The organism is Stenotrophomonas sp. YJH_SMC_73, assembly GCF_059370155.1.
Genome location: NZ_JCAFTJ010000006.1, coordinates 261,037 through 286,043 on the forward strand (window position 1 = coordinate 261,037; position 25,007 = coordinate 286,043).

At 67.3% G+C, this 25,007-nt stretch carries 20 protein-coding genes; 9 read left to right on the plus strand and 11 right to left on the minus strand.

From position 1 onward, the window contains the following. Positions 1–10: 10 nt before the first annotated feature. Positions 11–571 carry a queuosine precursor transporter gene (locus tag AC5P8R_RS12260; RefSeq protein ID WP_014645727.1) on the plus strand — a complete coding sequence of 187 codons (561 nt, stop codon included), beginning with the start codon at positions 11–13 and terminating at the stop codon, positions 569–571. A 373-nt stretch (positions 572–944) separates the two neighbouring features. Here AC5P8R_RS12260 and glnE read toward each other — a convergent pair whose 3' ends face one another. Continuing rightward, entirely contained in the window at positions 945–3,740 is a 2,796-nt protein-coding gene (gene glnE / locus AC5P8R_RS12265; protein ID WP_445392106.1) for a bifunctional [glutamate--ammonia ligase]-adenylyl-L-tyrosine phosphorylase/[glutamate--ammonia-ligase] adenylyltransferase, read from the minus strand. A 386-nt stretch (positions 3,741–4,126) separates the two neighbouring features. On the opposite strand from glnE, the gene scpC reads away from it, so the two are divergent. Further along, positions 4,127–5,641, plus strand: coding sequence for a succinyl-CoA:acetate CoA-transferase ScpC (gene scpC / locus AC5P8R_RS12270; RefSeq protein WP_032960979.1), 1,515 nt, complete (start codon positions 4,127–4,129; stop codon positions 5,639–5,641). A gap of 75 nt (positions 5,642–5,716) precedes the next feature. Here the strand turns inward: scpC and hglS are convergent, their stop codons facing one another. The 9 genes from hglS to AC5P8R_RS12315 form a co-directional block, all read right to left on the minus strand. Continuing rightward, positions 5,717–7,081 carry a 2-oxoadipate dioxygenase/decarboxylase HglS gene (gene hglS, locus AC5P8R_RS12275; RefSeq protein WP_014645724.1) on the minus strand — a complete coding sequence of 455 codons (1,365 nt, stop codon included), beginning with the start codon at positions 7,079–7,081 and terminating at the stop codon, positions 5,717–5,719. Between the two features lie 160 nt (positions 7,082–7,241). Continuing rightward, entirely contained in the window at positions 7,242–7,730 is a 489-nt protein-coding gene (locus AC5P8R_RS12280; protein ID WP_053495789.1) for a hypothetical protein, read from the minus strand. Positions 7,731–7,761: 31 nt separating this feature from the next. Further along, positions 7,762–8,514: an HAD family hydrolase gene (locus tag AC5P8R_RS12285; protein WP_014645722.1), complete on the minus strand. Its 753-nt coding sequence runs from the start codon at positions 8,512–8,514 to the stop codon at positions 7,762–7,764. A 95-nt stretch (positions 8,515–8,609) separates the two neighbouring features. After that, the gene (locus AC5P8R_RS12290) at positions 8,610–9,020 is read right to left on the minus strand and encodes an EF-hand domain-containing protein (RefSeq protein WP_014035758.1); all 411 of its coding nucleotides are present in this window, start codon (positions 9,018–9,020) and stop codon (positions 8,610–8,612) included. Between the two features lie 232 nt (positions 9,021–9,252). Beyond that, entirely contained in the window at positions 9,253–9,624 is a 372-nt protein-coding gene (locus AC5P8R_RS12295) for a hypothetical protein (RefSeq protein ID WP_046428249.1), read from the minus strand. Between the two features lie 209 nt (positions 9,625–9,833). Next, on the minus strand, positions 9,834–10,547 hold the full coding sequence (locus AC5P8R_RS12300; protein WP_481440765.1) for a M15 family metallopeptidase: 714 nt from the start codon (positions 10,545–10,547) through the stop codon (positions 9,834–9,836). Beyond that, positions 10,480–12,030, minus strand: a complete 1,551-nt coding sequence (locus AC5P8R_RS12305) for a serine hydrolase (RefSeq protein ID WP_495223487.1) — start codon at positions 12,028–12,030, stop codon at positions 10,480–10,482. Before AC5P8R_RS12305 ends, AC5P8R_RS12300 begins: the two co-directional genes overlap by 68 nt. 23 nt (positions 12,031–12,053) lie before the next feature. After that, entirely contained in the window at positions 12,054–15,053 is a 3,000-nt protein-coding gene (locus AC5P8R_RS12310; protein ID WP_495223476.1) for a TonB-dependent receptor, read from the minus strand. Between the two features lie 51 nt (positions 15,054–15,104). Further along, on the minus strand, positions 15,105–16,577 hold the full coding sequence (locus tag AC5P8R_RS12315; protein WP_046428243.1) for a transglutaminase-like domain-containing protein: 1,473 nt from the start codon (positions 16,575–16,577) through the stop codon (positions 15,105–15,107). Between the two features lie 132 nt (positions 16,578–16,709). On the opposite strand from AC5P8R_RS12315, the gene AC5P8R_RS12320 reads away from it, so the two are divergent. The 6 genes from AC5P8R_RS12320 (at position 16,710) to AC5P8R_RS12345 (ending at position 23,112) form a co-directional block, all read left to right on the plus strand. Further along, positions 16,710–18,149, plus strand: coding sequence for an SH3 domain-containing protein (locus AC5P8R_RS12320; protein ID WP_046428241.1), 1,440 nt, complete (start codon positions 16,710–16,712; stop codon positions 18,147–18,149). Then, on the plus strand, positions 18,146–19,240 hold the full coding sequence (locus tag AC5P8R_RS12325; protein ID WP_495223477.1) for a dipeptide epimerase: 1,095 nt from the start codon (positions 18,146–18,148) through the stop codon (positions 19,238–19,240). The genes AC5P8R_RS12320 and AC5P8R_RS12325 overlap by 4 nt, the downstream gene beginning before the upstream one ends. Before the next feature lie 514 nt (positions 19,241–19,754). Then, positions 19,755–20,603, plus strand: coding sequence for a MurR/RpiR family transcriptional regulator (locus AC5P8R_RS12330; RefSeq protein ID WP_032957791.1), 849 nt, complete (start codon positions 19,755–19,757; stop codon positions 20,601–20,603). A gap of 15 nt (positions 20,604–20,618) precedes the next feature. Further along, the gene (locus AC5P8R_RS12335) at positions 20,619–21,380 is read left to right on the plus strand and encodes a L,D-transpeptidase family protein (protein WP_049441421.1); all 762 of its coding nucleotides are present in this window, start codon (positions 20,619–20,621) and stop codon (positions 21,378–21,380) included. Then, positions 21,377–22,678, plus strand: coding sequence for an APC family permease (locus tag AC5P8R_RS12340; protein WP_014645712.1), 1,302 nt, complete (start codon positions 21,377–21,379; stop codon positions 22,676–22,678). The genes AC5P8R_RS12335 and AC5P8R_RS12340 overlap by 4 nt, the downstream gene beginning before the upstream one ends. A 110-nt stretch (positions 22,679–22,788) precedes the next feature. Beyond that, positions 22,789–23,112, plus strand: a complete 324-nt coding sequence (locus AC5P8R_RS12345) for a hypothetical protein (protein WP_014645711.1) — start codon at positions 22,789–22,791, stop codon at positions 23,110–23,112. Positions 23,113–23,219: 107 nt separating this feature from the next. Here AC5P8R_RS12345 and yiaA read toward each other — a convergent pair whose 3' ends face one another. Beyond that, on the minus strand, positions 23,220–23,672 hold the full coding sequence (gene yiaA / locus AC5P8R_RS12350) for an inner membrane protein YiaA (RefSeq protein ID WP_014645710.1): 453 nt from the start codon (positions 23,670–23,672) through the stop codon (positions 23,220–23,222). A gap of 168 nt (positions 23,673–23,840) precedes the next feature. Here yiaA and AC5P8R_RS12355 point away from each other — a divergent pair, with 168 nt between their 5' ends. After that, positions 23,841–25,007 carry a PQQ-dependent sugar dehydrogenase gene (locus AC5P8R_RS12355; protein ID WP_180835701.1) on the plus strand — a complete coding sequence of 389 codons (1,167 nt, stop codon included), beginning with the start codon at positions 23,841–23,843 and terminating at the stop codon, positions 25,005–25,007.

Sequence of the window (25,007 nt, forward strand, 5' to 3'; positions counted from 1 at the left end):
CTGGCTCGCCATGTCCGTGCGTCCTGCCCCTCTGTTTGCCCCGCTGACCCCGCGCGCCCTGGTGCTGGCGGTACTGGCCATGGGTGCAGTGGTGCTGCTGTCCAACGTGCTGGTGCAGTACCCGATCAACGACTGGCTGACCTGGGGCGCCTTCAGCTATCCGGTCGCGTTCCTGGTCAGCAACCTGATCAACCGCCGCTTCGGCCCGGGCCCGGCGCGCCGCGTGGCGTGGATCGGCTTCGCGGTGGCGGTGCTGCTGTCGATCTGGGTGGCCACCCCGCGCATCGCCATTGCCTCGTGCTCGGCGTTCATCGTGGCCCAGCTGCTGGACATCACCGTGTTCGACCGCCTGCGCCGCGGCAGCTGGTGGCGCGCACCGATGGTGGCCACCACCTGCAGCGCGACGGTGGACACCACCCTTTTCTGGTCGATCGCGTTTGCCGGTTCCACCTTGCCGTGGGTGAGCTGGGCCGCCGGCGACCTGGCAGTGAAGCTGGCGATCGGTGTCTGCCTGCTGGCCCCGTTCCGCGCGCTGCTGTGGAAGATGGCGCCGCTGCGCGCCACCAGCTGACCGCCATTGAGCCGGTGGGTGCCAACCGTTGGTCGGCACGCCCTGCAGAACTCATCGCTGCCGACAGATTGTGCCGACCAACGGTCGGCACCTACCAGGAGCGGGCCATCGCAGGGCCATTGATCCGGTAGTCGCCAACCTTGGTTGGCGCTTGGCATTCATGCCAACCAAGGTTGGCATCTACCAACGGCGTGCCATCGCAGGGCCATTGATCCGGTGGGTGCCGACAGATTGTGCCGACCAACGGTCGGCACCCACCAGGAGCGGGCATCGCAGGGCCATTGATCCGGTAGTCGCCAACCTTGGTTGGCGCTTGGCATTCATGCCAACCAAGGTTGGCATCTACCAACTGCAGTCCTCCGCCATCCGGCACTCAGGCGAACGGCAACTCTGCCGCTCTGCACGCCGCCGTAATCGCTGCACACGCCTCTTCAATCGCCGGCGTGGTCGGGGCCAGCCGCGGGCGGCGGTCCAGCGTGCAGGCCAGGCCCACGTCCAACAGCGTGGCGTGCGCGCCATGCAGCGCCTGCGCAGTGGCATCCGGCAGGAAACCAACACCAGCCAACGCATTGATCAACGACGGCGTATCGCGCGGCTGCAGCAACGCCACGTGCCGCGCACTGCGCGCAAGCACACCGGTCTGCAGCAGGAATTCCAGGTCCACCACGCCGCCCGCACCCTGCTTCAGGTCCAGCCGTGCGGCGTCGCTGCGGTCCAGTTCGGTGCGCATGCGGCCGCGCATCTTCAGCACGTCGGCATACAGCACACCCATGTCGCGCTCACGCCCCAGCGTCTGTGCACGCACCTGCTCGAAATCGGCCAGCAGGCTGGCATCGCCGGCCACGCCACGCGCGCGCACCAGCGCCTGGTGTTCCCAGGTCCACGCACGTTCGCGCTGGTACTCGGTGTAGCTGGCCAGCGAAGACACCAGCGACCCCTTGCCGCCATCCGGGCGCAGGCGCACGTCGATGTCGTACAGGCGGCCGGCGGCGGTGACCGCACCGAGCAGCGCCATCACCTTCTGCGCCAGCCGCGCATACCAGCGCCCCGGCTCCAGCGGACGCGCGCCGTCGCTGGCTTCCACGCCGGCCGGGTTGTCGTGCAGGAATACCAGGTCCAGGTCGGAACCGAAGCCCAGTTCAAGCCCGCCGAGGCTGCCGTAGCCGATGATCGCGAAACGTCCACCGGGAATCCCTCCGTGCGCGGCGCGCATGTCCGCCTCGGCCATCGCCAGCACGGTGACCACCACCGCCTGCGCCAGTTCGGCCAGTTGCCGCGTGCTGTCCACCGCGCCCTGGCGGCCGTCCAGCGTGGCCATCGCCATGCGGAAACTGAGCGCCAGCCGCGTCTCGTTGAGCCAGCGCAGTGCCGATTCGGGATCTTCCACCGCCAGCACCTGCTGGCACTCGGCCAGCATGCCGGCCGCATCGGGCATCGGCCCGGACACGCGCACATCCAGCAGTTCATCCAGCAGCAGCGGATACGCGACCAGCCGCTCAGCCAGCAGCGCGCTGCGCGCCAGCACATCGACCAGACGCGCCAACGCGCTGGGTTGTTCGTCCAGCAGCGCGAGATAGCTGGTCCGGCGCAGGACCGCCTGCAGCAGGCCGAGCACGCGCTTGAGCGCGGCATCGGGCTGCGGCGAACGCGTGGCCGCATGCAGCAGCGCCGGCAGTACGCGATCCAGCCGCGCACGCGCCGCATCGGACAATGACTTCACGCCGGTGCCCTGGGCGAAATCGCGCAGCGACTGGTCTGCGCCATTGGCATCGAGGAAACCGGCTTCGGCCAGCAACGGCGCGTTGCTGCCCTCGGGCAGGCTGCGCCAGTAGTTGGCCAGCGCGTCGGGCGCGGCCTGGCCCTTGCGCGGGGCCAGCAGCGCGGCGAATTCGGTGCTGACCCGCTGCTGCTGTTCGGCCAGTGCCGCGCGCAGTACCTCCCAATCCGGGTAGCCGAGGCCGATGGCGATGCGCGCGCGGTCCAGCGCGTCGCTGGGCAGCACGTGGGTCTGCGCGTCGCGCAGCATCTGCAGGCGGTTCTCCAACCGGCGCAGGAACAGGTAGGCCTCGCGCAGCGCAGCGCCATCGTCGGGCGCAATCTGTCCGGCGGCCACCAGCGCGTCCAGTGCCACCAGCAGGCGGCGCTCGCGCAGCGCCGGCTCACGGCCACCGCGGATCAGCTGCAGTGCCTGGCACAGGAACTCGATTTCGCGGATGCCACCGGCGCCGCGCTTGATGTCTTCGTGCAGCTCGCGGCGCGCGACTTCGGCGGTGATCGCCGCCTTCATCTCACGCAGGCCGTCGAGCGCGGTGAAATCCAGGTAGCGGCGGTATACGAACGGTCGCAGGGTCTGCAACCACGCTTCGCCGGCGTCGATATCGCCGGCCACCGCGCGCGCCTTCAGCCACGCATAGCGCTCCCAGTCGCGGCCTTCGCGCTGGAAGTACTGATCCATCGCCGCGAACGACAGCGCAACGCGACCGGCGCTGCCGAACGGGCGCAGGCGCAGGTCGACGCGGTGGCTGAAGCCATCGACCGTGGTTTCGTCCAGCAGCTTGGCCAGGCGCTGGCCGAGGCGGGCGAAATACTCCTCGGCGGCCAGCGCGCGCGGACCGTCGGATTCGCCGCCCTGCGGGTACGCATAGACCAGGTCGATATCGGAACTGAAGTTGAGCTCGCCACCGCCGAGCTTGCCCAGGCCGAATACCACCAGCTGTTGGGGGACGCCTGCGCCATCACGGACCACGCCGTGCCGCTGTGCGAATTCCTGCTGCAGGGCGTCCAGCGCCAGCCGCAGGCAATCCTCGGCCAGGGTGGTGGCGCCAGCCAGGGTCTGCGCCACGTCGTCCAGCCCGGCCAGGTCACGCCAGATCAGCCGCGTGGACATCGCGGTGCGCCAGCGCCGCAGCTGTGCCGGCCAGTCGCTGGGTTGCAGCGGATCGAGCACCGGCGCCGGGATCGGCGGGCAGCCGGGCGCGGCCAGCTGCGCCAGCAGCGCCGGTTGCCGCACCAGGGTGTCCAGCGCGAAGTCGCTGGCCACCGCCAGCCGGGTCAGCAGCGGCAGCAGCTCGGCCGGAACGGGCTCGGGCAGGACCTGGGCCAGGCGCGCCAGGGCGCGGTCGACAAGGGGCTGCAGGGTGGCGGGCAGGTCAGCGGTGGCGAGGGTCATGCGCTGATTCTCGCGGGGTCGGATCCCTTTGCCAACGGCGAAGGGCTCTGACCCTGAGGTGCCGCCGGTTGATGCCGCGGGTGGGGTCAGAGCCTTTTGCCCTTGGCAAAAGGATCCGACCCCAAAGGGGTGCCGCGCATTCATTCTGGGCGGCAGGCAATAAAAAAGCCCGCTTGCAGCGAACTGCCAGCGGGCTCTGCTCCCTCCCCCACGTCGGGATGCAGGGCCATCGTGCGGGCTGCGAAAGCACTTTGCACGCTGCACTGCAAAACAAAACCGGTGGGTATGGGTGACCCCGGTGGGGAAAAGCCATTCCACGAAGGTAGAACCCCCCGTACGGATGAGGATGGCCGATAATCGGGTTTCCCCCCAGAAACACTGTCGTCATGTCTGTTGATCGCATCGCCAACGCGCGTCTTCGTGACCGCGTGGTCTCCGCCGAGGCCGCAGCCGCGCTGATCCAGCCCGGTGAAACCGTGGCCATGAGCGGCTTCACCGGCTCCGGGTATCCCAAGGCCGTTCCCGTCGAACTGGCCCGCCGCATCGAAGCGGTGCACGCCCAGGGCCAGCCCTTCCAGATCAAGCTGATGACCGGTGCCTCCACCGCGCCGGAACTCGATGGCGCGCTGGCCAAGGCCGATGGCATCGCCATGCGCATGCCGTTCCAGAGCGATCCGGATGCGCGCAACCGCATCAACGAGGGCAAGCTGGATTACATCGACATCCACCTCAGCCACGTCGCCCAGCACGTGTGGTTCGGCTTCTACGGCGAGATCGATACCGCCGTGATCGAAGTCTCGGCCATCCGCGAAGATGGCTCGCTGGTGCCCTCCACCTCGGTCGGCAACAACAAGACCTGGCTGGACCTGGCCAAGAAGGTGATCGTCGAGGTCAACGAATGGCAACCGGCCGGCGTCGACGGCATGCACGACATCTACTACGGCACCGCGCTGCCACCGCACCGCAAGCCGATTCCGCTGGTAAACGCCAACGACCGCATCGGCGACACCGCGCTGCGCTGCGACCCGGACAAGATCGTGGCCGTGGTGCGCACCAACGGCCCGGACCGCAACAGCCCGTTCAGCCCGATCGATGCGACCAGCGAACAGATCGCCTCGCACCTGATCGAGTTCCTCAAGCATGAGGTGAAGAAGGGCCGCCTGCCGCCGAACCTGCTGCCGCTGCAGTCGGGCGTGGGCAACATCCCCAACGCCGTGCTGGCCGGCCTGGCCAGGAGTGGTTTCCGCGACCTGGCCGCGTTCACCGAAGTGATCCAGGACGGCATGCTCGACCTGCTGCGCGATGGCGTGCTGAGCTACGCCTCGTGTACCGGCTTCGCGCTGAGCCCGCAGGCCAACGAGACGTTCAAGGAGAACATCGATTTCTACCGCGAGCGCATCATCATGCGCACGCAGGAGATCTCCAACCATCCGGAACTGGTGCGCCGCCTGGGCTGCATCGGCATGAACGGCATGATCGAGGTGGACATCTACGGCAACGTCAACTCGACGCACGTGATGGGCACGCGGATCATGAACGGCATTGGCGGTTCGGGTGACTTCGCCCGCAACGGTTTCCTGTCGGCGTTCCTGAGCCCGTCCACTGCCAAGAACGGCACCATCTCGGCGATCGTGCCGATGGCCAGCCATGTCGACCACACCGAGCACGACGTGTCGGTGATCGTCACCGAACAGGGCCTGGCCGACCTGCGTGGCCTGACCCCGCGCAAGCGCGCGCAGGTGCTGATCGACAACTGCGCGCACCCGGATTTCCGCCCGCAGCTGCAGGATTACTTCGACCGTGCCAGCCGCGAAAGCTACGGCAAGCACACCCCGCACCTGTTGCCCGAAGCACTGTCGTGGCACCAGCGCTGGCTGGATACGGGCACGATGAAGGGCTGACCCCAGGTCCGGACATCGGGTAGAGCCGGCCGCTGGCCGGCTTCCCCTACAGCCGGCCAGCGCCCGGCTCTACCTTCACGCGGTGCGCAGCGCCGCCAGCGACTCAGCCTGCAGCCGCTCGTAGATCTCGAACTCGTCATTCACCGCCACGCCCAGCGCCTGCTCGAAAGCCTCGCGGTTGGCGTGCGCGGCATACGCGCGCTGTTCTTCGCCGCCCAGGTTCGACTGGAAGATGCCCGCGGCACTGACCGGCAGGAAATCCTCGTAGACGATCGGATCGGCCGTGGCCAGGCCGGCGGCCACCAGCACTTCGGCAGGCAGATCGGCCACGCGTTCCGGCGCGGCGCGGCCGGCGTCGGTCAGCTGGTAGCGGTAGTAGCCCAATCCTTCCTGGCGCAGCGTGTCATGGTCATCCGGGAAGCTGGCGAACACCGCCTGTAGGCGCTGCCCGTAGTCGCCACCGGTACTGCCTTCGCCACCGGCATCGCGTGCCTGCGACAGCAGCTGGTCGTACAGCGCGCGGCCCTTCGGGGTGAGCGCAAGGCCGCGTTGTTCGATCTCGCCGAAGCGCGCGGTATGGGTGCCGGCATCGCCACCGTCCGCATCCGGGAAATGCACGGCCTCTTCCAGCGCCTTGAAGCTGGTCTGGCGCAGCAGGATCGGGCAGGCGCGGCGCGGTGGCCCTTCGATCACCGCCTTGGCCGCCATGCCGTGCTCGATCATTGCCGCCTGCGCTGCGTCGATGTCCAGCGTGCGCGGGGTCAGGTGGTTGATGTGCGGGCCACGGAAACTGACCACGTCGGCCACCAGGCGGTGCGCATTGTGCAGCGCGTGGTAGGTCGGCAGATCGACCGTGGCATCGCCGTGCCAGCGGAAGGTTTCCAATGCTTCGTCGACGAAGCGCTCGGCGTCGGCCTGCGACAGGCCACCGTCACGCTCGGCCTGGTCGATCAGCGCCAGTGCGCCGTCGGTGAAGATGCGGCGGCGTGCCAGGATCTTCGCCGACTCGGCACGCAGGGTTTCGTCTTCGATCAGCTCCAGGCGCAGCAGCGAGGTGAACACGCGGAACGGATTCTGCGCCAGCGCGGCGCCGGTCAGCGGGCGGAACGCGGTGGAGTGCACGGGCACGCCGGCTACCGACAGGTCGTAGTAGCCGACCGGGTACATGCCCATCACCGCGAACAGGCGGCGCAGCGTCGCCAGCTCCTGCGCGGTGCCGACGCGGATCGCGCCATGGCGCTCTTCGTCCAGGCGCGCACGCTCGTCGTTGCGCTGCAGCTGCGCGGCCAGTGCCGGGTCCTGGGCAAGCACCTGCGCGTTGATCCGCTCCACCAGCTCCACCAGCGTGCCGTACAGCGGCACTTCGGTGCGGTACATGCGGGACATGGCCTGCGCGAACAGGCGGCGGATCACATCAGGCGAAACGAAAGAGGCGCTCATCAGTCACTCGATTACGGGAACGGGGAACAGCTCGGACCCGTATTGTCGCCGGAGCGCGCGGCGGCGGCGATACGCAGAGCAACATGGCCGGGTAGTGCCGGCCGCTGGCCGGCAACCTCCTGATGCCTGGAAGGGTGCAGTTGCCGGCCAACGGCCGGCACTACCGCTTCAACTGGCGCTTCAGGGTGGCATCCAGGGTGATCGGCCGGTCCCAGTGCTGGTAGCTGGCCACGATGGCATGCCGCACAGCGCGGTAATGCAGGTTGTCCGGCTTGGCCGGCATGCGCTTCACCACCGCTTCCCAGCCGCCCTCCGGGTCCTGGCTGAAGGCGCGCACGCTGTCGCGGCAGGTCTGGCCGCTGGCCTTGGCCCAGAAGCAGGCGAAATAGATATCCCCGGCCTGCCAGCCATGGGTGGTGAACAGCGCATTGATGTAGCCGCGGGGGACATCGGCGTAGCGCGACACTTCATCGAGGAAGGCATCGGGGTAGCGTTCGGCGTAATGGTTGATGTCCTGCAACTGGGCATCGATCCAGCGGTCACCGGTTTCCACGGTATACGCCGCCGAACGCTCGGCGGTCTGCTGGGCCGGCACGGTGGCCGGCGCCAGCAGCAGGGACAACAACAGCGCGCGCAGTCGAACGTTCATGCCACGATTCTGCCGCAGCTGCCGGGCCCTGTCAGGCCGCCGCAGCGGCCTTGGCCTCGATCGCCGCCAGTGCGGCCGGCCAGTCGTGGGCGGTATCGGCGGTGACCATCCGCGGTTCGTCGTCGGCCACGCCGTGCTGGGTCTCATGGGCCCAGGTCACCGCGTACGGGGTATGCACGCCCCAGCCACCCAGGGTCACCACCGGCTCGATGTCCGAGCGCAGCGAGTTGCCGACCATCACGAAGCGCTGCATCGGCAGTTCGAATTCGGCCAGCACACGGGCGTAGGTTTCCGGGTCCTTCTCGGAAACGATCTCGATGCGCGGGAACAGCTCGGCCAGGTTGGCGACCTTGATCTTCGCTTCCTGGTGGAACAGGTCGCCCTTGGTGATCAGCACCACCGGGTAGTGCTCGGCGATGGCCGCCACGGCTTCGCGCACACCGTCGATCAGTTCCACCGGGTGGCGCAGGGTATCGTGGCCGATATCCAGGATGCGCTGGATGTCCTTGGCCTCGATGCGCTGACCGGTGATGTCGATGGCCGCTTCGATCATCGACAGGGTCATGCTCTTCACGCCGTAGCCGAAGGTGCCCAGGTGGCGCTGCTGAACTTCCAGCAGGTGGCGCGCGGTCTGGGTGTCGTGCACGTCGACATAGCGCGACAGCAGGTCAAGGTAATCCTGCTCGGCCTTGCGGTAGTAGTCCTCGCTCTTCCATAGCGTGTCGTCACCGTCAAAACCGACCAGGCCGATGGCGCGCGACGGCGCAGGCGTGGACGTGTTCATCGGCCAAGGATACAGGGGTGGCGATGACGAGAAAAACCCGGGCGGCCGCAGCCGCCCGGGCCCCCATGCACCGGTCTTCCCGAATCAGGTCTGGATCAGCGGCCCTGCGCCGCGCCGGCACCCGCACCGGCCTGCTGCGCGGCCACGTAGGCCTTGTACTCGTCGGCGCTCAGCTCGCCGTCCTTGTTGGTATCGGCCTGGTCGAACACCTGGGCCAGGCCGGCGTTCACCTGCGCCTCGGTCTTGCTGATGGTGCCGTTGCCATCGGTATCGATGCTGGCCCAGGTCTGGCCACCACCGTTGGCCTGCGCCGAGGCCGCTGCGGCCGCATCGGTCGCCTGGTCAGCCGCCTGCCCGGCCTGTGCTGCCGCCTGCTGGGCCTGCGCCGCTTCATTCTGCGCATGTGCGGCCTGCTGCTTGGCCGACTGGGCCATCGCCGGAATGGCCAGCACGCTGCCGGCGGCGACGATCAGGGCGATCAGGGGCTTGCGGTTGCGAATAGTCATCAGGGGTGTCTCCTGCATATTGGGTGGTGTTGCGCGGCCTGTTGTTTCCGCACGGCACCTACCCTGCCACCGCGTTTCTGAATCGATTTTGGGCCGCGACCGGCCTCCACACGCACGATTAACCACTCGCATCCACGCATGCTTTAGCGCGCTGGTTAGCGAGGAGTGAGCAGCTCATAAGATGCGCATTCAGCGCCTCTGCATTTAACCGGCAGGCAACGAAAAACCTGCGTCAGTCGACGGTTTTTTCCAATGACCGCGAACTGAACAACACCCATCCCAAGGCGACACCGGCGAGCGCGCCGGCGATTTCCAGCACGACACGGCTGCCGAGCTCGTTCGGATCGTGGATGGTGGCCAGGAACAGGCGCGCGTACAGCGGCGACTCCAGTCGCACGATACCCATGTAGAACAGCTTCCACGCATCGATGCCAGCGGAGGCCACCACCGAGATGACGCAGGACCAGCCGATCGCATGTCCCACCGACCAGTGCAGCAGCCGGCACAGCCGCGACCACACGAAGTACACCAGCAGCCCGACCAGCAGGGCGATGGCGCCGGCTTCCAGGGTGCCGAGCAGGCCGAAGTGCAGGGGAAGGTTCATCGGGTGGGCTGGGATGAGAGGGCGGCCAGTGTAAGGGATCTGCGCCGGACCCAATCGGCAGCCACAGTAGATCCACGCCATGCGTGGATGAATCTCCATCCAAATCGAATATCTCGACGATTGAACAAGGAGCAGCCGAGCATGGGCTCGGCTCTACAACGGACCACGCGGGAAACTGTCAGAGGCGGGGCGCAGCCCTGCCGATGCCCCTACCGTACCGGGACGTCGTACGCGGTGCCGGGATCCGGTTCGGGCTGCAGGGTGTAGTGCCACCACTCCTGCGGATAGTTGACGAAGCCCCGCCGCGCCATCGCGCGCACCAGCTGCTGGCGATTGGCCTGTTGCGCATCGCTCAATCCGCTTGCCTGCGTATGCGCGCGTGGACCGAAGAAATCGAAGTCGGTGGCCATGTCCAGCGGCGTGCATGCACCGCTGCGGCAATCCAGCAGGCCCAGATCAACCGTGGCACCGCGGCTATGGCCGGAGCGCTCGGCGATGTAGCCGTCGGCCAGCAACCGTGGTTTGTCCAGGTCCGGGTACTGCTGTGCCTTGCGCGAGCGCTCGCGCGGATCGTTCACCCAGGCCATGAACGCCTGCACCGAACGCACCGGCCGGTAGCAGTCGTAGAGCCGCAGGCCGAAGCCATCGCCGCGCAAGTCCTGTTCCACCTGTGCCAGCGCCTTCGCCACCGGCGCCAGCAGATAACACGATGGCGCCTCGTAGCCGGGCACGCGCGCACCGGTGAAGTTGTTGGCACCGGCATAGCGGATATCCAGGTCGATGCGTGGCGACAACGTGCGGATCTCCACCAGTCCGGCGCTGGCCGCGTCGGCTGCCGGTGAAACGCGCGGTGGCTCAGCGGCGCTGGTGGTCGCCGCCAGCGCAGTCGCCAGTACGAGTGAAATGCAGGTCCTGGAAGTCATAGCTGAAGTCGATGTCCGGGTCGATGGCGCGCAGGTCCAGCGTCGGTGCCGGGCCTTCGCCTGGCTGCAGCCACGCCTGCGCCTCGTCGCCCAGCGTATCCCAGCGCAGCAGCCAGCGCCCTTGCAGCTGCAGCACCGTGGCCTGCAGCCGGGGCGACTTGTCCACGCTGAAACGCAGGCCGTCCTTGCCCGGGCAGAGCGAGGCCGCGCCCAGCCACGGATCGCGGTAGCGGCCCTGCCAGCGGGACAGGTCCGTACGGCTCGTCTCCTGCGCCGCCGCGGTGGATGGCCGCGAATGGCCGGTCGCGGCCCGCGTTGCCTGGTCAGCCTTCAGTTCGGCCAGGTAGTCCATCGCCGGGCGCGCATCGTCCGCTGCGGTGAAGCGCTTCAGCGCGGCCTGCATCAGGGCCATGCGTGCGTCCTCGCCTTCGCCGTTGATCAGCATCACCACGCCCACCCGGCGATCAGGCAGCAGCGCCAGCGACGAGTACATGCCCGACAACGTGCCGGTGTGCGCCACCTTCCACTGGCCGTCCATGTCAGACACGCGCCAGCCATAGCCGTAGCCGTAGAAATGCGCATTGTCCCAGCGCCGCTGGCGCTCGCCCAGCGGCATCGGCATGTGCAGGGTCCACAGCGTGCGGCGCTGCTCCGTGTCCAGCCAGCCGGGCGCCAGGGTGGGATCGAGCAGCACCTGCATCCAGCGCGTCATGTCGCGCAACGAACAACGGATGCCGCCGGCCGCCATCGACGGCAGGTCCGGGCTGGTTCCACCATCGGCGTTCACCACTTCATTGCGTTCGCCACGCCAGGCATGCGGCTGCGCTACGTTGCCCACGCGTTTCACCGACCACGCCCCCACCTGGCAGCGCGTCATGCCCAGTGGTTCGAACACCTGCTCGCGCATCAGCTGGTCATACGGCTTGCCGCCCGCCGCAGCGGCCACTTCACCGGCCACCACGTACATCAGATTGTCGTAGGCATAGTGGCTGCGGAAGCTGCTGACCGGCTTCAGGTGCGCCAATCCGGCGATGATGTCGGCTCGGGTGAACGCGTTCGGCTCCGGCCACAGCATCAGGTCCCCGGCGCCCAAGCCCAGGCCGCTGTTGTGGATCAGCAGGTCGCGCACCTGCATCTGCTGGCCCACCCACGCATCGTGCATGCGGAAGCCCGGCAGATGCCGCTGCACCGGATCATCCCAGCGCAGCCTGCCCTGCTGCACCAGCCGCGCCAGCAGTGCAGCAGTCATCGCCTTGCTGTTGGAGGCGATCTTGAACAACGTGTCCTCGTCGATGCGGCCGCCATCGCCACGCGCGCCCTCGGCGTGGCGATAGACCACCTGCCCGTTGTCGACCACCGCCATCGCCAGCCCGGGCAGGTGCTCGAGCTGGACGACGGCAGCGACATCGGCATCGAGGGAGGCGGTATCGACCGCCGCCGCCGGAAAAGCCACCAGCGCGGCCAGCATCCACAGTGCCTGCATGCGCATGGTCCCGGCACCGCGCCTCAGTAGGCCCACGTCACGGTCAACTGCGCATAGCGCGGTGACTGGAAGCCGGTGCCGTAGCGGTACAGCGGGTTCGGCGTACCGATGCTGTCCTGCGGCTCGTAGTCCTGGTCCACGGTCACCACGCGCTGCTGGTTGAGCACGTTGTACACCGCCAGCTTCAGGCGCAGATCGGTGGGAATCGGCACCTTGTACGAGACGCTCACGTCCAGGTCATAGGTCCAGGGCGTGCGGCCATCGCCACCGCGTGGCGAATGCACGAACACGCGCTGGGATGGAACCGTCGCCTGGCAGTTGGACACGCACACGTAGTAGCTGTGGAAGTCGGTGTCGTCGAACGGATTGCCGGCGCCGAAGCGGGTAATCGGGCTGCCCGACTGCACGCCCAGGGTGGCGGCCACGCTCAGGTTCTCGGTCAGCGCGTAGCTGCCACGGAACTTGAACTGGTGGCGGCGATCATTGGCCAGGTAGCCATAGCCCCCGTAGTTCACCCACGGATTGTCGAAGTTCTCGGTGCGACCGGCATCGGCGAAGTCGGTATCGGAGTTGACCGGACCCTCGGCATTGCCGCGGCCATAGGCCAGCGTGTAGGACGCATTGAAGCCCCACTTGCCGTCCCACGCGCGGTCGACCTGCAGTTCCAGCGCCTTGTAGTCACGCTTGGGCTTCACCCAACCGCGCTGGCCGACATAATTGCCGTTGTCGTCATACAGCGCCCAACCTTCCTTCGAGGTGTCGATGCTGATCCAGCCATCGTTGCGGCCGTCGCAGTCGGTGTCACCCCACACGGTGTTGGTGCGCCCCGGGTTGCCCATGATCCACACGCCGTCGATGGCACCACACTGCCCGGTCGCGGTGATGTTCATGTCATCGATGGCATTGTGCAGGCGCCGGTAGGTCACGCTGGCGCCCACCGACCAGGCCTCGTTGATCATCTGCTGGAAGCCCAGGATCGCTTCATCCTGGTAGACCGGGTCCATGTCCCGGTTCACTTCCGCGCGCAGGTCCGGCACGCTGCCGTCGCCCTGCGAGTTGTCCACCGGGCCGATCTGCGCGCCCAGGTTGGGGATGTTGTTGGCTGCGCCGGTGTAGCCGAGGAACTCGTACCAGGTGCGCTCGTCGAGGAAACCACCGGCCTGCTTGATGTTGATGACGTTGGCCACCGGCAGGAAGTATCGGCCCAGGTTGCCGAACACCTTGGTCGTGCCATCGCCGCGCACGTCCCAGGAGAAGCCCAGGCGCGGGGCCAGCATGTCGTCGATCTTGATGTAGCTGCTGCCGTCGCCGCCCTTGTTGTCGAAGGCTTCCAGGCGCAGGCCCATGTTCAGCAGCAGATTCGGCGTCACCTGCCAGTTGTCTTCCAGGTAGTAGGCCGAGTTGATCGTCTCGAAGGCCCCGTCCACTTCATAGCGACGGGTGCGCACGACCACGCCGCTGGCCGGCACCACGCCACCGTTCAGCGAGCTGCCGGGAGTGCGGTAGTAGATGTCGTAGCGGAAGCCGCCCGGGCCCGGATAGGCGCGGCTGTAATCGGAGGTGTTCTCTTCCCGATCCAGGCCGAACCGCAGCAGGTGGTTGCCCAACGTCCATTCGAAGTCCGCGCGCGCGGCCTTGCGCGTGTCCAGCGCCGACTCCAGCTGCGAGCTGCTGGTGCAGCTGCGGTCGCCCTGCAGCGACGGCGGCACGCCCTGGCCGGCCGTGCGGTTGTCGAACACGCGGTTGCAGTTCTGGTCCATCAACGAGCTCTGCACACGGTTGCGCTTGTTCTCGCCGTACATCAGCTTCATGGTCAGGTCGTTGTTGACCTGCCAGCTGTAGGTACCCGACCAGTTCTTGCCACCCACCGTGTTGTAGATCTGGTTGCTGCGCTCGCCCACGGTCTGCCCCGTGGCGTAGTCGTAAGCGTAGACGTCGGTGAGGGTCTTGCTCTTGTCCGAGAAGCCGAACAGCGACAGCATCTGGTTGTCGGTGATCTGCCAATCGATCTTGCCGCCCCAGAACGGATCATCGGCCTTGCCCTGGCTCAGGCGCGTGCCGGCATCATTGGTCGAGGTGGGACGGTAGTCGCGCGCCTCGTACATGCCGAAGAAGAACAGGCGGTCCTCCACCAGCGCACCGGAAGCGAACACATTCAGCGCGCTGCGGCTGTAGTCGTCGCGGCTGGCGGTGATGTAGCGGCTGCCGCTGCCGTCGTAGCGGTCGCGTGCCTGCGACTGCCACGCGCGCGGCTCGAACACCAGTTCGGCACCGGCCTTGAAATCGTTGCTGCCCGAGCGGGTCACCGCATTGATGACGCCGCCGGTGCTGCGCCCGAACTCCACCGAGTAGCCGCCCGTCTTGACCTGGAATTCCTGGTAGAACGAGAACGGCACCGACGAGAAGCCGACCCGGTTGTAGAAGTCGGTGACGTTCAGGCCATTGATGTAGACGGTGTTCTCGGCCACCGACGAACCGCCGAAGGAAATGCCCTGCCCGCCCAGCGACCCCTTGCCCTTCACCGCGCCCGGCGCGAGCAGCGCCACCGCGGTGATGTCACGGTCCACTGGCAGGCGCGACAGCTCCTCGCGGGTGATGTTGGTGGCCGACTCGGTGGACTTCACATCCACCATCGACACCACCTGCGGCGCCCGCACTTCGACCGTGCCCAGGGTACTGACCGCACCCAGCGGCACGTTCACCGTGGTCGCGCTGCCGAGACTGACCGTCACCTGGCCGACACGGCTGGCGCCTCCACCCGGCAGGCTCACCTCCATGTCATAGGTGCCGACGGGCAGCAGCGGAATGCGGTAGCTGCCGTTGGCTTCGGCCTGCACGGAGCGCACGAAGCCCGTTGCCGGGTTGCGTACGGTCACCGTGGCACCGGCCGGTACCTGGCCGGCATCGCTGACCAGCCGGCCGACCACTGAACCATCCTGTGCGAATGCGCTGGGCGCGATCACGCCCAGACACGCCCCGAGAGCGACGCACAACGCCGCCCGCTTGATGCTGTAAGCCTTCATCCCCTGCTCTCTCCTGCAAGAATTGAATGGTGTGGAATGCGATGTGTCGCGCTAGCGTTGCCTGGCTGGCAGTACCCGCCACTGGAAGTCGTAGCTCCATTGGTCGAAGTACAGGTTGCCGCCTGCCCACTCGGCCTCGCCGCGCTGCGAGTCGACCGTTTCCGAGCGGAAGTGCTGCTTGGCCGGCACGAGGGGCTGGCCGAAATCATCGTTGAAGGCGATGCGGTAGCCATCGAGGCCACCCAGGTAGAAGTTGCGCAGGGCCGGCACATCGCTGGCCAGTGCGCCGGTGGTCACGTCCATCGGCAGCCAGCCATACGGCGCCAGGTAGACCTGTCCCCAGTCATGCAGGTTGTTGTAGCCACTGCCATCGTCGGAGAACACCATGCCCGACTGCCAGCGCGCGGGAATGCCATTCAGGCGCAGCAGCGCGATCAGCAGCAGGGTCTGCTGCCCGCAATCGGAATGGCCGGAACGCAGCGCGTAATCGCTGATGTTGCTGAGCGTGGAATATTCGCGCGCACCGGCCCAGGGAATACGGTCGACCGCAGCAAACAGCTTGCGCACCACTTCATATGGGCGCGTCTCGCCCTGCAGCACCTGGTCGGAGAACAGCTTCAACGCAGGGGTGAAGCGCACATGCGGCAGCTGCTCGGCCAGATACGGCTTCAACGCCGTATCGGCCGGGGTCGGTTGCACCACGGCCGGGTCGATCGCGGTGTGCCGGGCGAAGATCGTGACCGCGTAGCGGATCTCGAAGCGGGTCGGCTGCCCGGCCACCGCTTTGGCCTCCAGATAGGCCGTGCGTTGCAAGGTGCTGGCCGGTGCCACCCGCGCCTTGCCTGGGCTGCTGCCCAGCCACTGCACCTGCTCCTGCTGGCCGGGGATCTCGCGTGGGTACGGAATCCAGGCACGCACGGTTTCGCCGGCCGGCACGGCATCGGCCTTCACCGTGAGCGATTGGGTGAATTCGATACGCTGCGGCAGCACCGACGCCCGGCCACTCTGTTCGGCCGCGGCGACCACGCGCGTGTGGTGCGCGTTGAGCACTTCGTTGGGCCCTGGAGGCGGCATCGGTGCATCCGCACGGCGGCGTGCGCGTGCTTCGTCGCTGAGCAGGAACAGGTTCGACGGTGCGCGCTTGAAGTACCAACGCTCGCCATCGATATCGAGATGCTCGATCAGGCCAAGCTGGTCCCAGCGCGCGAATTCCTCGTCGGTCAGGTCGGGAATCCAGCGGCGCACGGCAGACTTGGCGGCGGTTTCGTCGAGGGAAAGATCCAGGCGGATGCGGCGCATGCGCTCACGCTGGAACGCGCCTTCGGCAGCATCGCTCCCTGTCGCCAGCAACGCATCGGCGTCGCTGAAGCGGCCGCCGTCGATCAGGTCGATCACCTGCGCCTGGCGCGCACGCTGCTGGCTGCTGCGCCCGTCTGCCGCCTGCGTGACCGACACCCACAGCAGCAGCGCGGCACACAGGCCGGCAGCAGCAGGCAGACGCGGTTTGCGAATGGCAGGATCCACAGCGACACTTCCCCAGCGCGGGTGGTAACGGCTGTGTAACACGGGCCGGGATGCCGGTCAATAATTTATTCTTGCTTTCGATGCCGAAAGGAATAAATATTCCACAAGGCATTCGAGGAGGGTGTGCACCGCATGAGCCTGGCTTCCCGCGAACGGCACCGGCATTGGCCGCGCCGCTTGACCCTGGCCCTGTGCCTGCTGGCCGCACCGGCCTTTGCACAGGCCGCCCCGGCGCCCGATCCCGGCGCACCGCTGCCCTATGTGATCGGCCTGCACGAGGCCTACCTGACGCCGCAGTACTGGGCGGCGCGTCTGGACAACGCCGATGCGCCGATCCTGGATCGCGCGCAGATCGAGGCGCAGAACGCACGGATGCGGGCGCAGGACAGCCATATCCGCGACATCGCGGCGCTGCCAGCCCAGCTTGATGCGGCGACGGTGCGTGCCAGCATCACCGCGCTGTCGAGCTGGCCCACGCGCACCCTCTACAGCGACAAGGGCACGCCCATCGCGCCGGCCCTGCGCAGCGCGATCGAAGCCAACCTCGGCCTTGATGCGATTCCCGCCCAGGTGGCACCGGCCTACGGGCTGGTGGTGAAGCGTGCCGCACTGCGCACCTTCCCCACCCGCGAGCGCGTCTTCAGCACCGTCGGTGACACCGACATCGACCGCTTCCAGGAATCGGCACTGTTCCCCGGCGACAAGGTCGCCGCGGTCCACCGCAGTGCCGACGGACGCTGGCTGTTCGTGCACAGCGAGCGCTACAGCGCGTGGATCGAAGCCGACGCCATCGCCAGCGGCGACAAGGCCACGGTGCTCGGCTACGGCGCGAAGGGGCCCTACCGGATCATCACCGGTGCCACCGCGCAGACCGCCTACACCCCGGAAGAACCGCGTGTCTCGCGCCTGCAGCTGGACATGGGCGTGCGCCTGCCGGTGCTGGCCGACTGGCCCGCGTCAGAACCGGTGAACGGCCAGCAGGCGCACGCATCGTGGGTGGTGCAGCTGCCGGTACGCGAGACAGATGGTCGCCTGAAACTGGTACCGGCCCTGCTGCCGCGCTCGCAGGACACCGCCGCCGACTACCTGGCCCTGACCCCGCGCCTGTTGCTGCAGCAGGCCTTCAAGTTCCTCGGCGAGCGCTACGGTTGGGGCCACGACTACGACACCCGCGACTGCAGCGGTTTCGTCTCCGAGATCTACCGCAGCTTCGGCGTGCTGCTGCCACGCAATACCAGTGCACAGGCGGTCAGCCCGGCGCTGGATCGCCTGCCGTTCACCGGCAAGGACGGCAAGGCACTGCGCGACCGTGCCGTCACCGACCTGAAGGTCGGCGATCTGGTCTACATCCCCGGCCACGTGATGATGGCCATCGGCCACGTCGACGGCCGTACGTGGGTGATCCACGATACGGCGGGCGGCAGCTGGTTCGGTGCCGACGGCACGCGCGTGCAGGCCCATCTCAATGGTGTTTCGGTCACGCCGCTGGAGCCGATGATGGCCAGCGATACCGTCCGCTACATCGACCGCATCACCAACATCCAGCGCCTGCGGGCCAAGACTCCTGAATGAAGATCACCGCCATCGAACTGGGCATGCTGCGCGTGCCGTTGAAGACACCGTTCAAGACCGCCCTGCGCACGGTGGAAACCGTGGAAGACGTGGTCGTGCTGATCCGCACCGACACCGGCAACACCGGCTATGGTGAAGCCCCGGCCACCGCCGTGATCACCGGCGATACGCACGGCTCGATCATCGAAGCGATCCGCCACTTCATCGCCCCGCGCCTGATCGGCCAGGACGTGGTCAACCTCAACCACCTGTGCACGCTGGTGCAGACCGCGATGGAGCGCAACACCAGCGCCAAGGCGGCGGTGGAGATCGCGCTGTACGACCTGTGGGCGCAGCTGCACGGCGCCCCGCTGTACCAGATGCTCGGTGGTGGCGACCCGGTGATCACCACCGACATCACCATCAGCGTGGACTACATCGACAAGATGGTGGCCGACTCGCTGTCGGCAATCGAACGCGGCTTCGAGTCGCTGAAGATCAAGGTCGGCAAGGACATCGGCCTGGACATCGAACGGGTCAAGGCGATCCATGCCGCCGTGGAAGGCCGCGCCCTGCTGCGCCTGGACGCCAACCAGGGCTGGACCGCCAAGCAGGCGGTGCATGCGATGCGTACCTTGGAAGACGCCGGCGTGGTGCTTGAACTGCTGGAGCAGCCGGTGAAAGCGGCCGACATCAGCGGCCTGAAGTACGTCACCGACCGCGTCAACACGCCGGTGATGGCCGACGAAAGCGTGTTCAGCCCGAGCCAGGTGATGGACCTGATCCAGCAGCGTGCAGCCGACATCATCAACATCAAGCTGATGAAGACCGGCGGCCTGTCCAACGCGATCCGCATCGCCGACATTGCCGGCATCTACGGCGTGCCGTGCATGATCGGCTGCATGATCGAATCGAGCATCAGCGTGGCCGCCGCCGTGCACCTGGCCGTGGCCAAGAGCGATGTGATCACCAAGGTCGATCTGGACGGCCCCTCGCTGGGCCAGTTCGACCCGGTCAGCGGCGGCGTGCATTTCAACGAATCGGAGATCAGCATCGGCGACGTGCCGGGGCTGGGCATCACCGAAGTGCGCGGGCTGGAGATGCTGGGTTGATTTCTGCCTTGCGGCTGACGTTGCTTGCCACTGACGTTGGGTCGCGCGTTACTTTTCTTTTCGCGAAAAGAAAAGTAACCAAAAGAATCGCTCCGCCGGCCGCGAGCCGGTGCTACGCACCGGTTCCCTGCGCTCCTCGGCCCGTCGAGGGACGGCGCGGGAACTCGCTGCGCTCAGACACCCGCGCCTCTTCGCCCTCGCCGGACCTGCGGTGCTCGGCTCGCTACAAGGCGGACTCAACGTCCAATGCAACAGCTGCACCCAGTAGATCCACGTCACGCGTGGAAGCGCTTGTTTTTGCCCTACCCCGTAATCCCTTCGCGGCTGGCACGCGCGCGATGTGTCCAGGGTCGGGCGGGTGGGGCTTGCGGGGGTGTCCGCCGCATGGATGCGGCGGCCAAGCCTACACGGACGTACTTGCGGCGTCCCCCGCAATCCCCACCCGCCCGACCCACCCCATAATTCGCTTTATGCGGCCAACCGCAACGCCTTTGCAGACCCCCGGACACCCCGCATGCCGCCCCTGCTGAAGATCCGCACCGAGCGTGGGCAGATGTCGGCCATCGAGCGCCGCATCGCCGACTTCATCCTCGACAACGCCCACCTGCTGCGCGACTACTCCTCCCAGCAGCTGGCCAGCGCGCTCGGCATCAGCCAGTCCAGCGTGGTGAAGTTCAGCCAGAAGCTTGGCTTCAAGGGCTACCCGGATCTGAAGTACTCCATCGGCCAGGACGTGGCCCGCGCCGGTGCCGATCCGCAGCAGGCGCCCGACGAACCCGACAGCGGCGATGACTACCTGCGCCTGGGCGAGGCCCTGCGCCGCAGCAAGGCGCAGGCCGAGGAGGAAACACGCCAGGCCAATCCACGCGGGGAGATCGAGCGCATCGTGCAGCTGCTCGACGGTGCGCCCAAACTGTTCGTCTACGGCCTGGGTGACGACGGCCTGTTCGCCCGCGAGTTCGCCATGCGGCTGTCGCTGCTCGGACTGCTGGTGGTGCCGCATACCGATCCGATCCTGATGCTGGCCAACCTCTCGGCCGCACGCCCCGGCGATGCGCTGCTGATGTTCTCCGAGTTCGGCAACCTGCCCCAGCTTTCACAGTTGTCGCGGCAGTTCCAGGACATGGGTGGCAAGGTGATTTCCATCACCCGCCACACCGCCAACCCGCTGCGCGCGCATGCGGATGCGGCACTGGCGGTCTGCGCGCACGACCGCACGCCACAGGTCGCGCAGCTGCTGTACCGTAGCGCCATGCACGCCCTGCTCGATTTCCTGTTCGTGCTGCTCTGCCACACCAATCCGGATCGCCAGCAGCAGCTTGCGGTGAACCTGGAGCGGATCGACCACCTGCTGGATTCCTGATCGGAGCACCTGTTGATGAAATCGCTGGTCCGCCTCGCTACCGCTGCACTGCTGCTTGCTACGGCGGTGTCCGTTCACGCGGCGCCGCTGGATGGCGCGCGCCAGCTGATCGTGGTCACCAGCGAAGGCTGGGACAGCACCCAGGGGCAACTGCAGGCCTATGTGCGCGACGGCCAGGGCTGGCACCCGCATGGCCAGGCGTTCCCGGTGGCGCTTGGCCGCACCGGCAGCGCCTGGGGCCTGGGCCTGCATCCGGCACAGGCCGATGGCCCGCAGAAGCAGGAAGGCGATGGCCGCAGCCCGGCCGGCATATTCGCGCTCGGCAGTGCGTTCGGCTATGCCGTCACCCGCCGCGGCACTGCCATGCCCTACCAGCCGATGCTGGACAGCAGCTACTGCATGGACGTACCCGGTTCGCCGTTCTACAACCGCATCGTCGATGAAAAGAAGGTCGGCAATGCAGCGGTCAAGGGCTCCACCGAGCCGATGCGGCTGGACCTGCACAACAAGGGCGACGTGCGCTACCGGGAAGGCTTCGTCATCGCCCACAACCCGGACAACCAGCCCGGCAAGGGCAGCTGCATCTTCGCCCATCTGTGGCGCCAGCCCGGCGAGGCCACCGCCGGCTGCACGGCCATGCCGCAGGAACGCATGCAGGCACTGCTGGACTGGCTGCGGCCGCAGGACGCGCCGCGTTTCGTGCTCCTGCCGCGCGCGGAGTACAAGCGCCTGCAGGCGCAGTGGCAATTGCCCGCGCTGGCCGGAGACGTCCGTTGAGCACGCAGGACGAACCGCAGCTGCAACGCGCGGTCAGCCGCTGGCAGATCGTCGGCCTGTCGATCAACGATGTGATCGGCAGCGGCATCTACCTGCTGCCGGCCGCCACCGTCGCCCTGCTCGGCCCCTTCAGCCTGTGGGGCGTGGTCGCCGCTGGCATCGTCGTCGCGCTGCTGGTGCTGTGCTACGCGCAGGCCGCCAGCTACTTCGATGAACCCGGCGGCAGCTACCTGTATGCACGCGAGGCGTTCGGGCGCTTCGCCGGTTTCGAGATCGGCTGGATGATCTGGCTGACCCGCATCAGCTCGGCCGCTGCGCTCAGCAACGCGCTGGCCGACGCGGTTGCGCGTTTCTGGCCGTGGGCCGATGCCGGCCTGGGCCGCATCGCGGTGATCGTGGTATCGCTGGGCTTCCTCACCGGCATCAACATCATCGGCGTGCGCTCGGCCGCGCGTACCGGCGTGGTGCTGGTGATCGGCAAGATGCTGCCGCTGCTGCTGTTCGTGGCCATCGGTGCGTTCCACATCGACCCACAGCTGGCCTTCTCCGGCCAACGCCCGGACCCGCATGACCTGCAGCGCATGGGCGAAGCCGCCTTGCTGCTGCTTTACGCCTACGCGGGCTTCGAGAACATCCCGGCCGCCGCCGGCGAGTACCGCAATCCGCGCCGCGATATTCCGTTCGCCCTGATCACCATGATCATCACCGTCACCGTCATCTACGGCGCGGTGCAGGTGGTGGCGCAGGGAACGCTGGCCGGCCTGTCCAGTTCGGCCACCCCGCTGGCCGATGCCGCCGCCGGTTTCGGTGGCGAAGCACTGGCGCTGATCCTGACCGTCGGTGCCACCATCTCCATCCTCGGCACCAACAGCAACACGATGATGATGGGCCCACGCTTCCTGTTCGCACTGGCCCGCGATGGCTACGGCCCGAAGATCCTGGCCCAGGTGCATCCACGCTTCCACACCCCGGCCGCGTCGATCCTCTGCCAGGGCCTGATCGCGCTCGGCCTGGCCCTGTCCGGTTCGTTCGTGCAGCTGGCCCTGCTGTCGATGACGACGCGCCTGTTCGCCTACATCGGCACTGCCGCAGCAGTCCTGGTACTGGCCAAGCGCTACGCCGACCGCCCGGGCGCCTTGAAGCTGCCCGGCGGGCCGTTGATTCCGGTGCTGGCGCTGCTGCTGTGCCTGGCGCTGTTCGCCAGTGCCAGCTGGCAGAACATCGCTGCTGCGCTGGTGGCGTTCGCCATCGGCGCGGTGATCTACACGCTGCCGCGAAAAGATACCGACGCCGGATGACCGATAGCGCCGGGCCATGCCCGGCGGATTGATCTGGTGATCACGCTGCCGGACCGGGCCGTTAACCGCCACACAGGCACGATCGGGCTACGTCCACAACGGAGCCTTCCATGACCGAGTACCAGATCCCCGGCCGCGTACCGGACGACAGCACGCCGCGCGACGCGATCAGCAACTACTGGCGCGAACGCTACACGGCCGAGCCGTACTACGACGACCAGCTGTTCTTCGAGGACTACGAGCCGGCCTATCGCATCGGCCACGCCGCGCGTGCACAGGACATGATCCGCGCCTATGAACAGGTCGAGGCCGAGCTCGAATCACGCTGGGCCAACGAACGCGGCCGCAGCCGCCTGGACTGGGCGCAGGCACGCAATGCGGTGCGTCGTGGCTGGGAGGAGGCACAGCTGGCGGATCCGCGGCTGGCACGATAGCGCCAGGCTTCTGTAGAGCCGAGCCTACGCTCGGCTCTCGCACCTCGTCTGTAACGTCGAGCCACGCTCGACTGAGCCGAGCATGGCCCGGCTCTACATCGGATCGATCACTCCTGCTCCGGCAGCGGCGGTACGATCGCACTGCGCTTGCTCTCGCCGCCACCGGCGGCGATCAGATCGCGGGTGTTCTTCTGCACCGCCACCGCACCGAACAGCGACAGCGCGTACGCCATGCCATAGAAGCCCTTCTCGCTCGGCGCCAGCGTGGCATTCCACAGGCCGACCAGCAGCAGCATCAGCGCCGACAGCAGCGCGAACCAGCACAGCGCGTAGTACAGGCCACTGACCGGAATGCCTTCGACGCGGTCGCGCACGCTCTTCTGCAGCGACACCGCCGCGAACAGGCCGAACAGCAGCAGGGTCAGGTAGTAGCCCTTCTCGTTGAGCGCCATCGTGGCGTTGAACAGGCCGATCAGGTACGCCGCCGCCCCCAGCAGCAGGGCCACCCAGGAGGCGGCGATGAAGGCGGTGGACGGCTTGTGGGGCATGGCAGTGTTCATTGCAGGTCCTTGGCAGGCAGGCGGGCACGCTTTGCCCGGGCGTGCCCACCCTAGACGATCCCGCAGCGCTCGCACAGGGGGCGCAGGACCTTCGGGCCACGACGCTCACGGTGCCGGTGGTATACAAGGGACAGCCCGGCCATCCGCATCCCCGCACTGGAGATACCCATGACCCGCACGCCCCTGCTGCTCGCCCTCGGCCTTGTGCCGATCCTTGCCACCTCCGCCTGCAATGCTGCCGATCCGGCCGCCAACAGTGCGCAGACCGCCACGGCGGCCTCTGCCGCCACCGACCAGCGCCCGTTCAACGCCACCGAAGTCAGCCGCTTCGACCAGCCCTGGGCGATGACCTTCCTGCCCGACGGCAGCCTGCTGGTCACCGAAAAGCGCGGCAAGCTCCAGCACCTGGACCCGGCCAGCGGCCAGAAGCACGAGATCACCGGCGTTCCGAAGGTCGCCTATGCTGGCCAGGGTGGTTTCGGCGACATCATCCTGCACCCGGATTTCGCCCGGAATCATGTCGTTTACGTCAGCTATGCCGAGGAAGGCACGCTGGATACCCGCGGTGCCGCCGTAGCCCGGGCCACGCTGGCACTGGATGCCAACGGCGGTGGCCAGCTGAAGGACCTGAAGGTGATCTGGCGGCAGAGCCCCAAGGTCAGCGGTGAGGGTCACTACGGGCATCGCCTCGCCTTCGGCCCGGACGGCAAGCTGTGGATCAGCTCCAGCGAGCGCCAGAAGTTCGATCCGGCCCAGGACATGGGCAGCAACCTCGGCAAGATCATCCGCCTCAACGACGATGGCAGCCTGCCCGCCGACAATCCGTTCGCGTCGCAGGGCGGGGTGGCCGCACAGGTCTGGTCGCTGGGCCACCGCAACATCCTCGGCATGGCCTTCGATGCCAACGGCAAGCTGTGGGCGCACGAGATGGGCCCGGCCGGCGGCGACGAACTGAACCTGATCGTGCGTGGCGCCAACTACGGCTACCCGATCGTTTCCAACGGTGACCATTACGACGGCCGGCCGATTCCCGACCACGATACGCGCCCGGAATTCGCCGCGCCGAAGGTGACCTGGACGCCGGTGATCTCGCCGGCCGGCTTCGTGATCTACAGCGGCAGCCTGTTCCCGCAGTGGAAGGGCAGCGGCTTCATCGGTGGCCTGTCGTCCACCTCGCTGGTGCGCGTGGCCTTCGATGGCGACAGCGCGCGCGAAGCCGAGCGCTTCAACATGGGCGAGCGCATCCGCGAAGTGGAACAGGGCCCGGACGGCGCGCTGTGGCTGCTGGAAGACGGCAGCAAGGCGCGCCTGCTGAAGCTCACGCCGAAGACCTGA

Excerpts from the sequence above, each read along its gene's own strand:
- AC5P8R_RS12260 (WP_014645727.1), top strand. The coding sequence starts at position 11 with ATGTCCGTGCGTCCTGCCCCTCTGTTTGCCCCGCTGACCCCGCGCGCC.
- glnE (WP_445392106.1), bottom strand. The coding sequence starts at position 3,740 with ATGACCCTCGCCACCGCTGACCTGCCCGCCACCCTGCAGCCCCTTGTC.
- scpC (WP_032960979.1), top strand. The coding sequence starts at position 4,127 with ATGTCTGTTGATCGCATCGCCAACGCGCGTCTTCGTGACCGCGTGGTC.
- hglS (WP_014645724.1), bottom strand. The coding sequence starts at position 7,081 with ATGAGCGCCTCTTTCGTTTCGCCTGATGTGATCCGCCGCCTGTTCGCG.
- AC5P8R_RS12280 (WP_053495789.1), bottom strand. The coding sequence starts at position 7,730 with ATGAACGTTCGACTGCGCGCGCTGTTGTTGTCCCTGCTGCTGGCGCCG.
- AC5P8R_RS12285 (WP_014645722.1), bottom strand. The coding sequence starts at position 8,514 with ATGAACACGTCCACGCCTGCGCCGTCGCGCGCCATCGGCCTGGTCGGT.
- AC5P8R_RS12290 (WP_014035758.1), bottom strand. The coding sequence starts at position 9,020 with ATGACTATTCGCAACCGCAAGCCCCTGATCGCCCTGATCGTCGCCGCC.
- AC5P8R_RS12295 (WP_046428249.1), bottom strand. The coding sequence starts at position 9,624 with ATGAACCTTCCCCTGCACTTCGGCCTGCTCGGCACCCTGGAAGCCGGC.
- AC5P8R_RS12300 (WP_481440765.1), bottom strand. The coding sequence starts at position 10,547 with ATGACTTCCAGGACCTGCATTTCACTCGTACTGGCGACTGCGCTGGCG.
- AC5P8R_RS12305 (WP_495223487.1), bottom strand. The coding sequence starts at position 12,030 with ATGCAGGCACTGTGGATGCTGGCCGCGCTGGTGGCTTTTCCGGCGGCG.
- AC5P8R_RS12310 (WP_495223476.1), bottom strand. The coding sequence starts at position 15,053 with ATGAAGGCTTACAGCATCAAGCGGGCGGCGTTGTGCGTCGCTCTCGGG.
- AC5P8R_RS12320 (WP_046428241.1), top strand. The coding sequence starts at position 16,710 with ATGAGCCTGGCTTCCCGCGAACGGCACCGGCATTGGCCGCGCCGCTTG.
- AC5P8R_RS12325 (WP_495223477.1), top strand. The coding sequence starts at position 18,146 with ATGAAGATCACCGCCATCGAACTGGGCATGCTGCGCGTGCCGTTGAAG.
- AC5P8R_RS12330 (WP_032957791.1), top strand. The coding sequence starts at position 19,755 with ATGCCGCCCCTGCTGAAGATCCGCACCGAGCGTGGGCAGATGTCGGCC.
- AC5P8R_RS12335 (WP_049441421.1), top strand. The coding sequence starts at position 20,619 with ATGAAATCGCTGGTCCGCCTCGCTACCGCTGCACTGCTGCTTGCTACG.
- AC5P8R_RS12345 (WP_014645711.1), top strand. The coding sequence starts at position 22,789 with ATGACCGAGTACCAGATCCCCGGCCGCGTACCGGACGACAGCACGCCG.
- yiaA (WP_014645710.1), bottom strand. The coding sequence starts at position 23,672 with ATGAACACTGCCATGCCCCACAAGCCGTCCACCGCCTTCATCGCCGCC.
- AC5P8R_RS12355 (WP_180835701.1), top strand. The coding sequence starts at position 23,841 with ATGACCCGCACGCCCCTGCTGCTCGCCCTCGGCCTTGTGCCGATCCTT.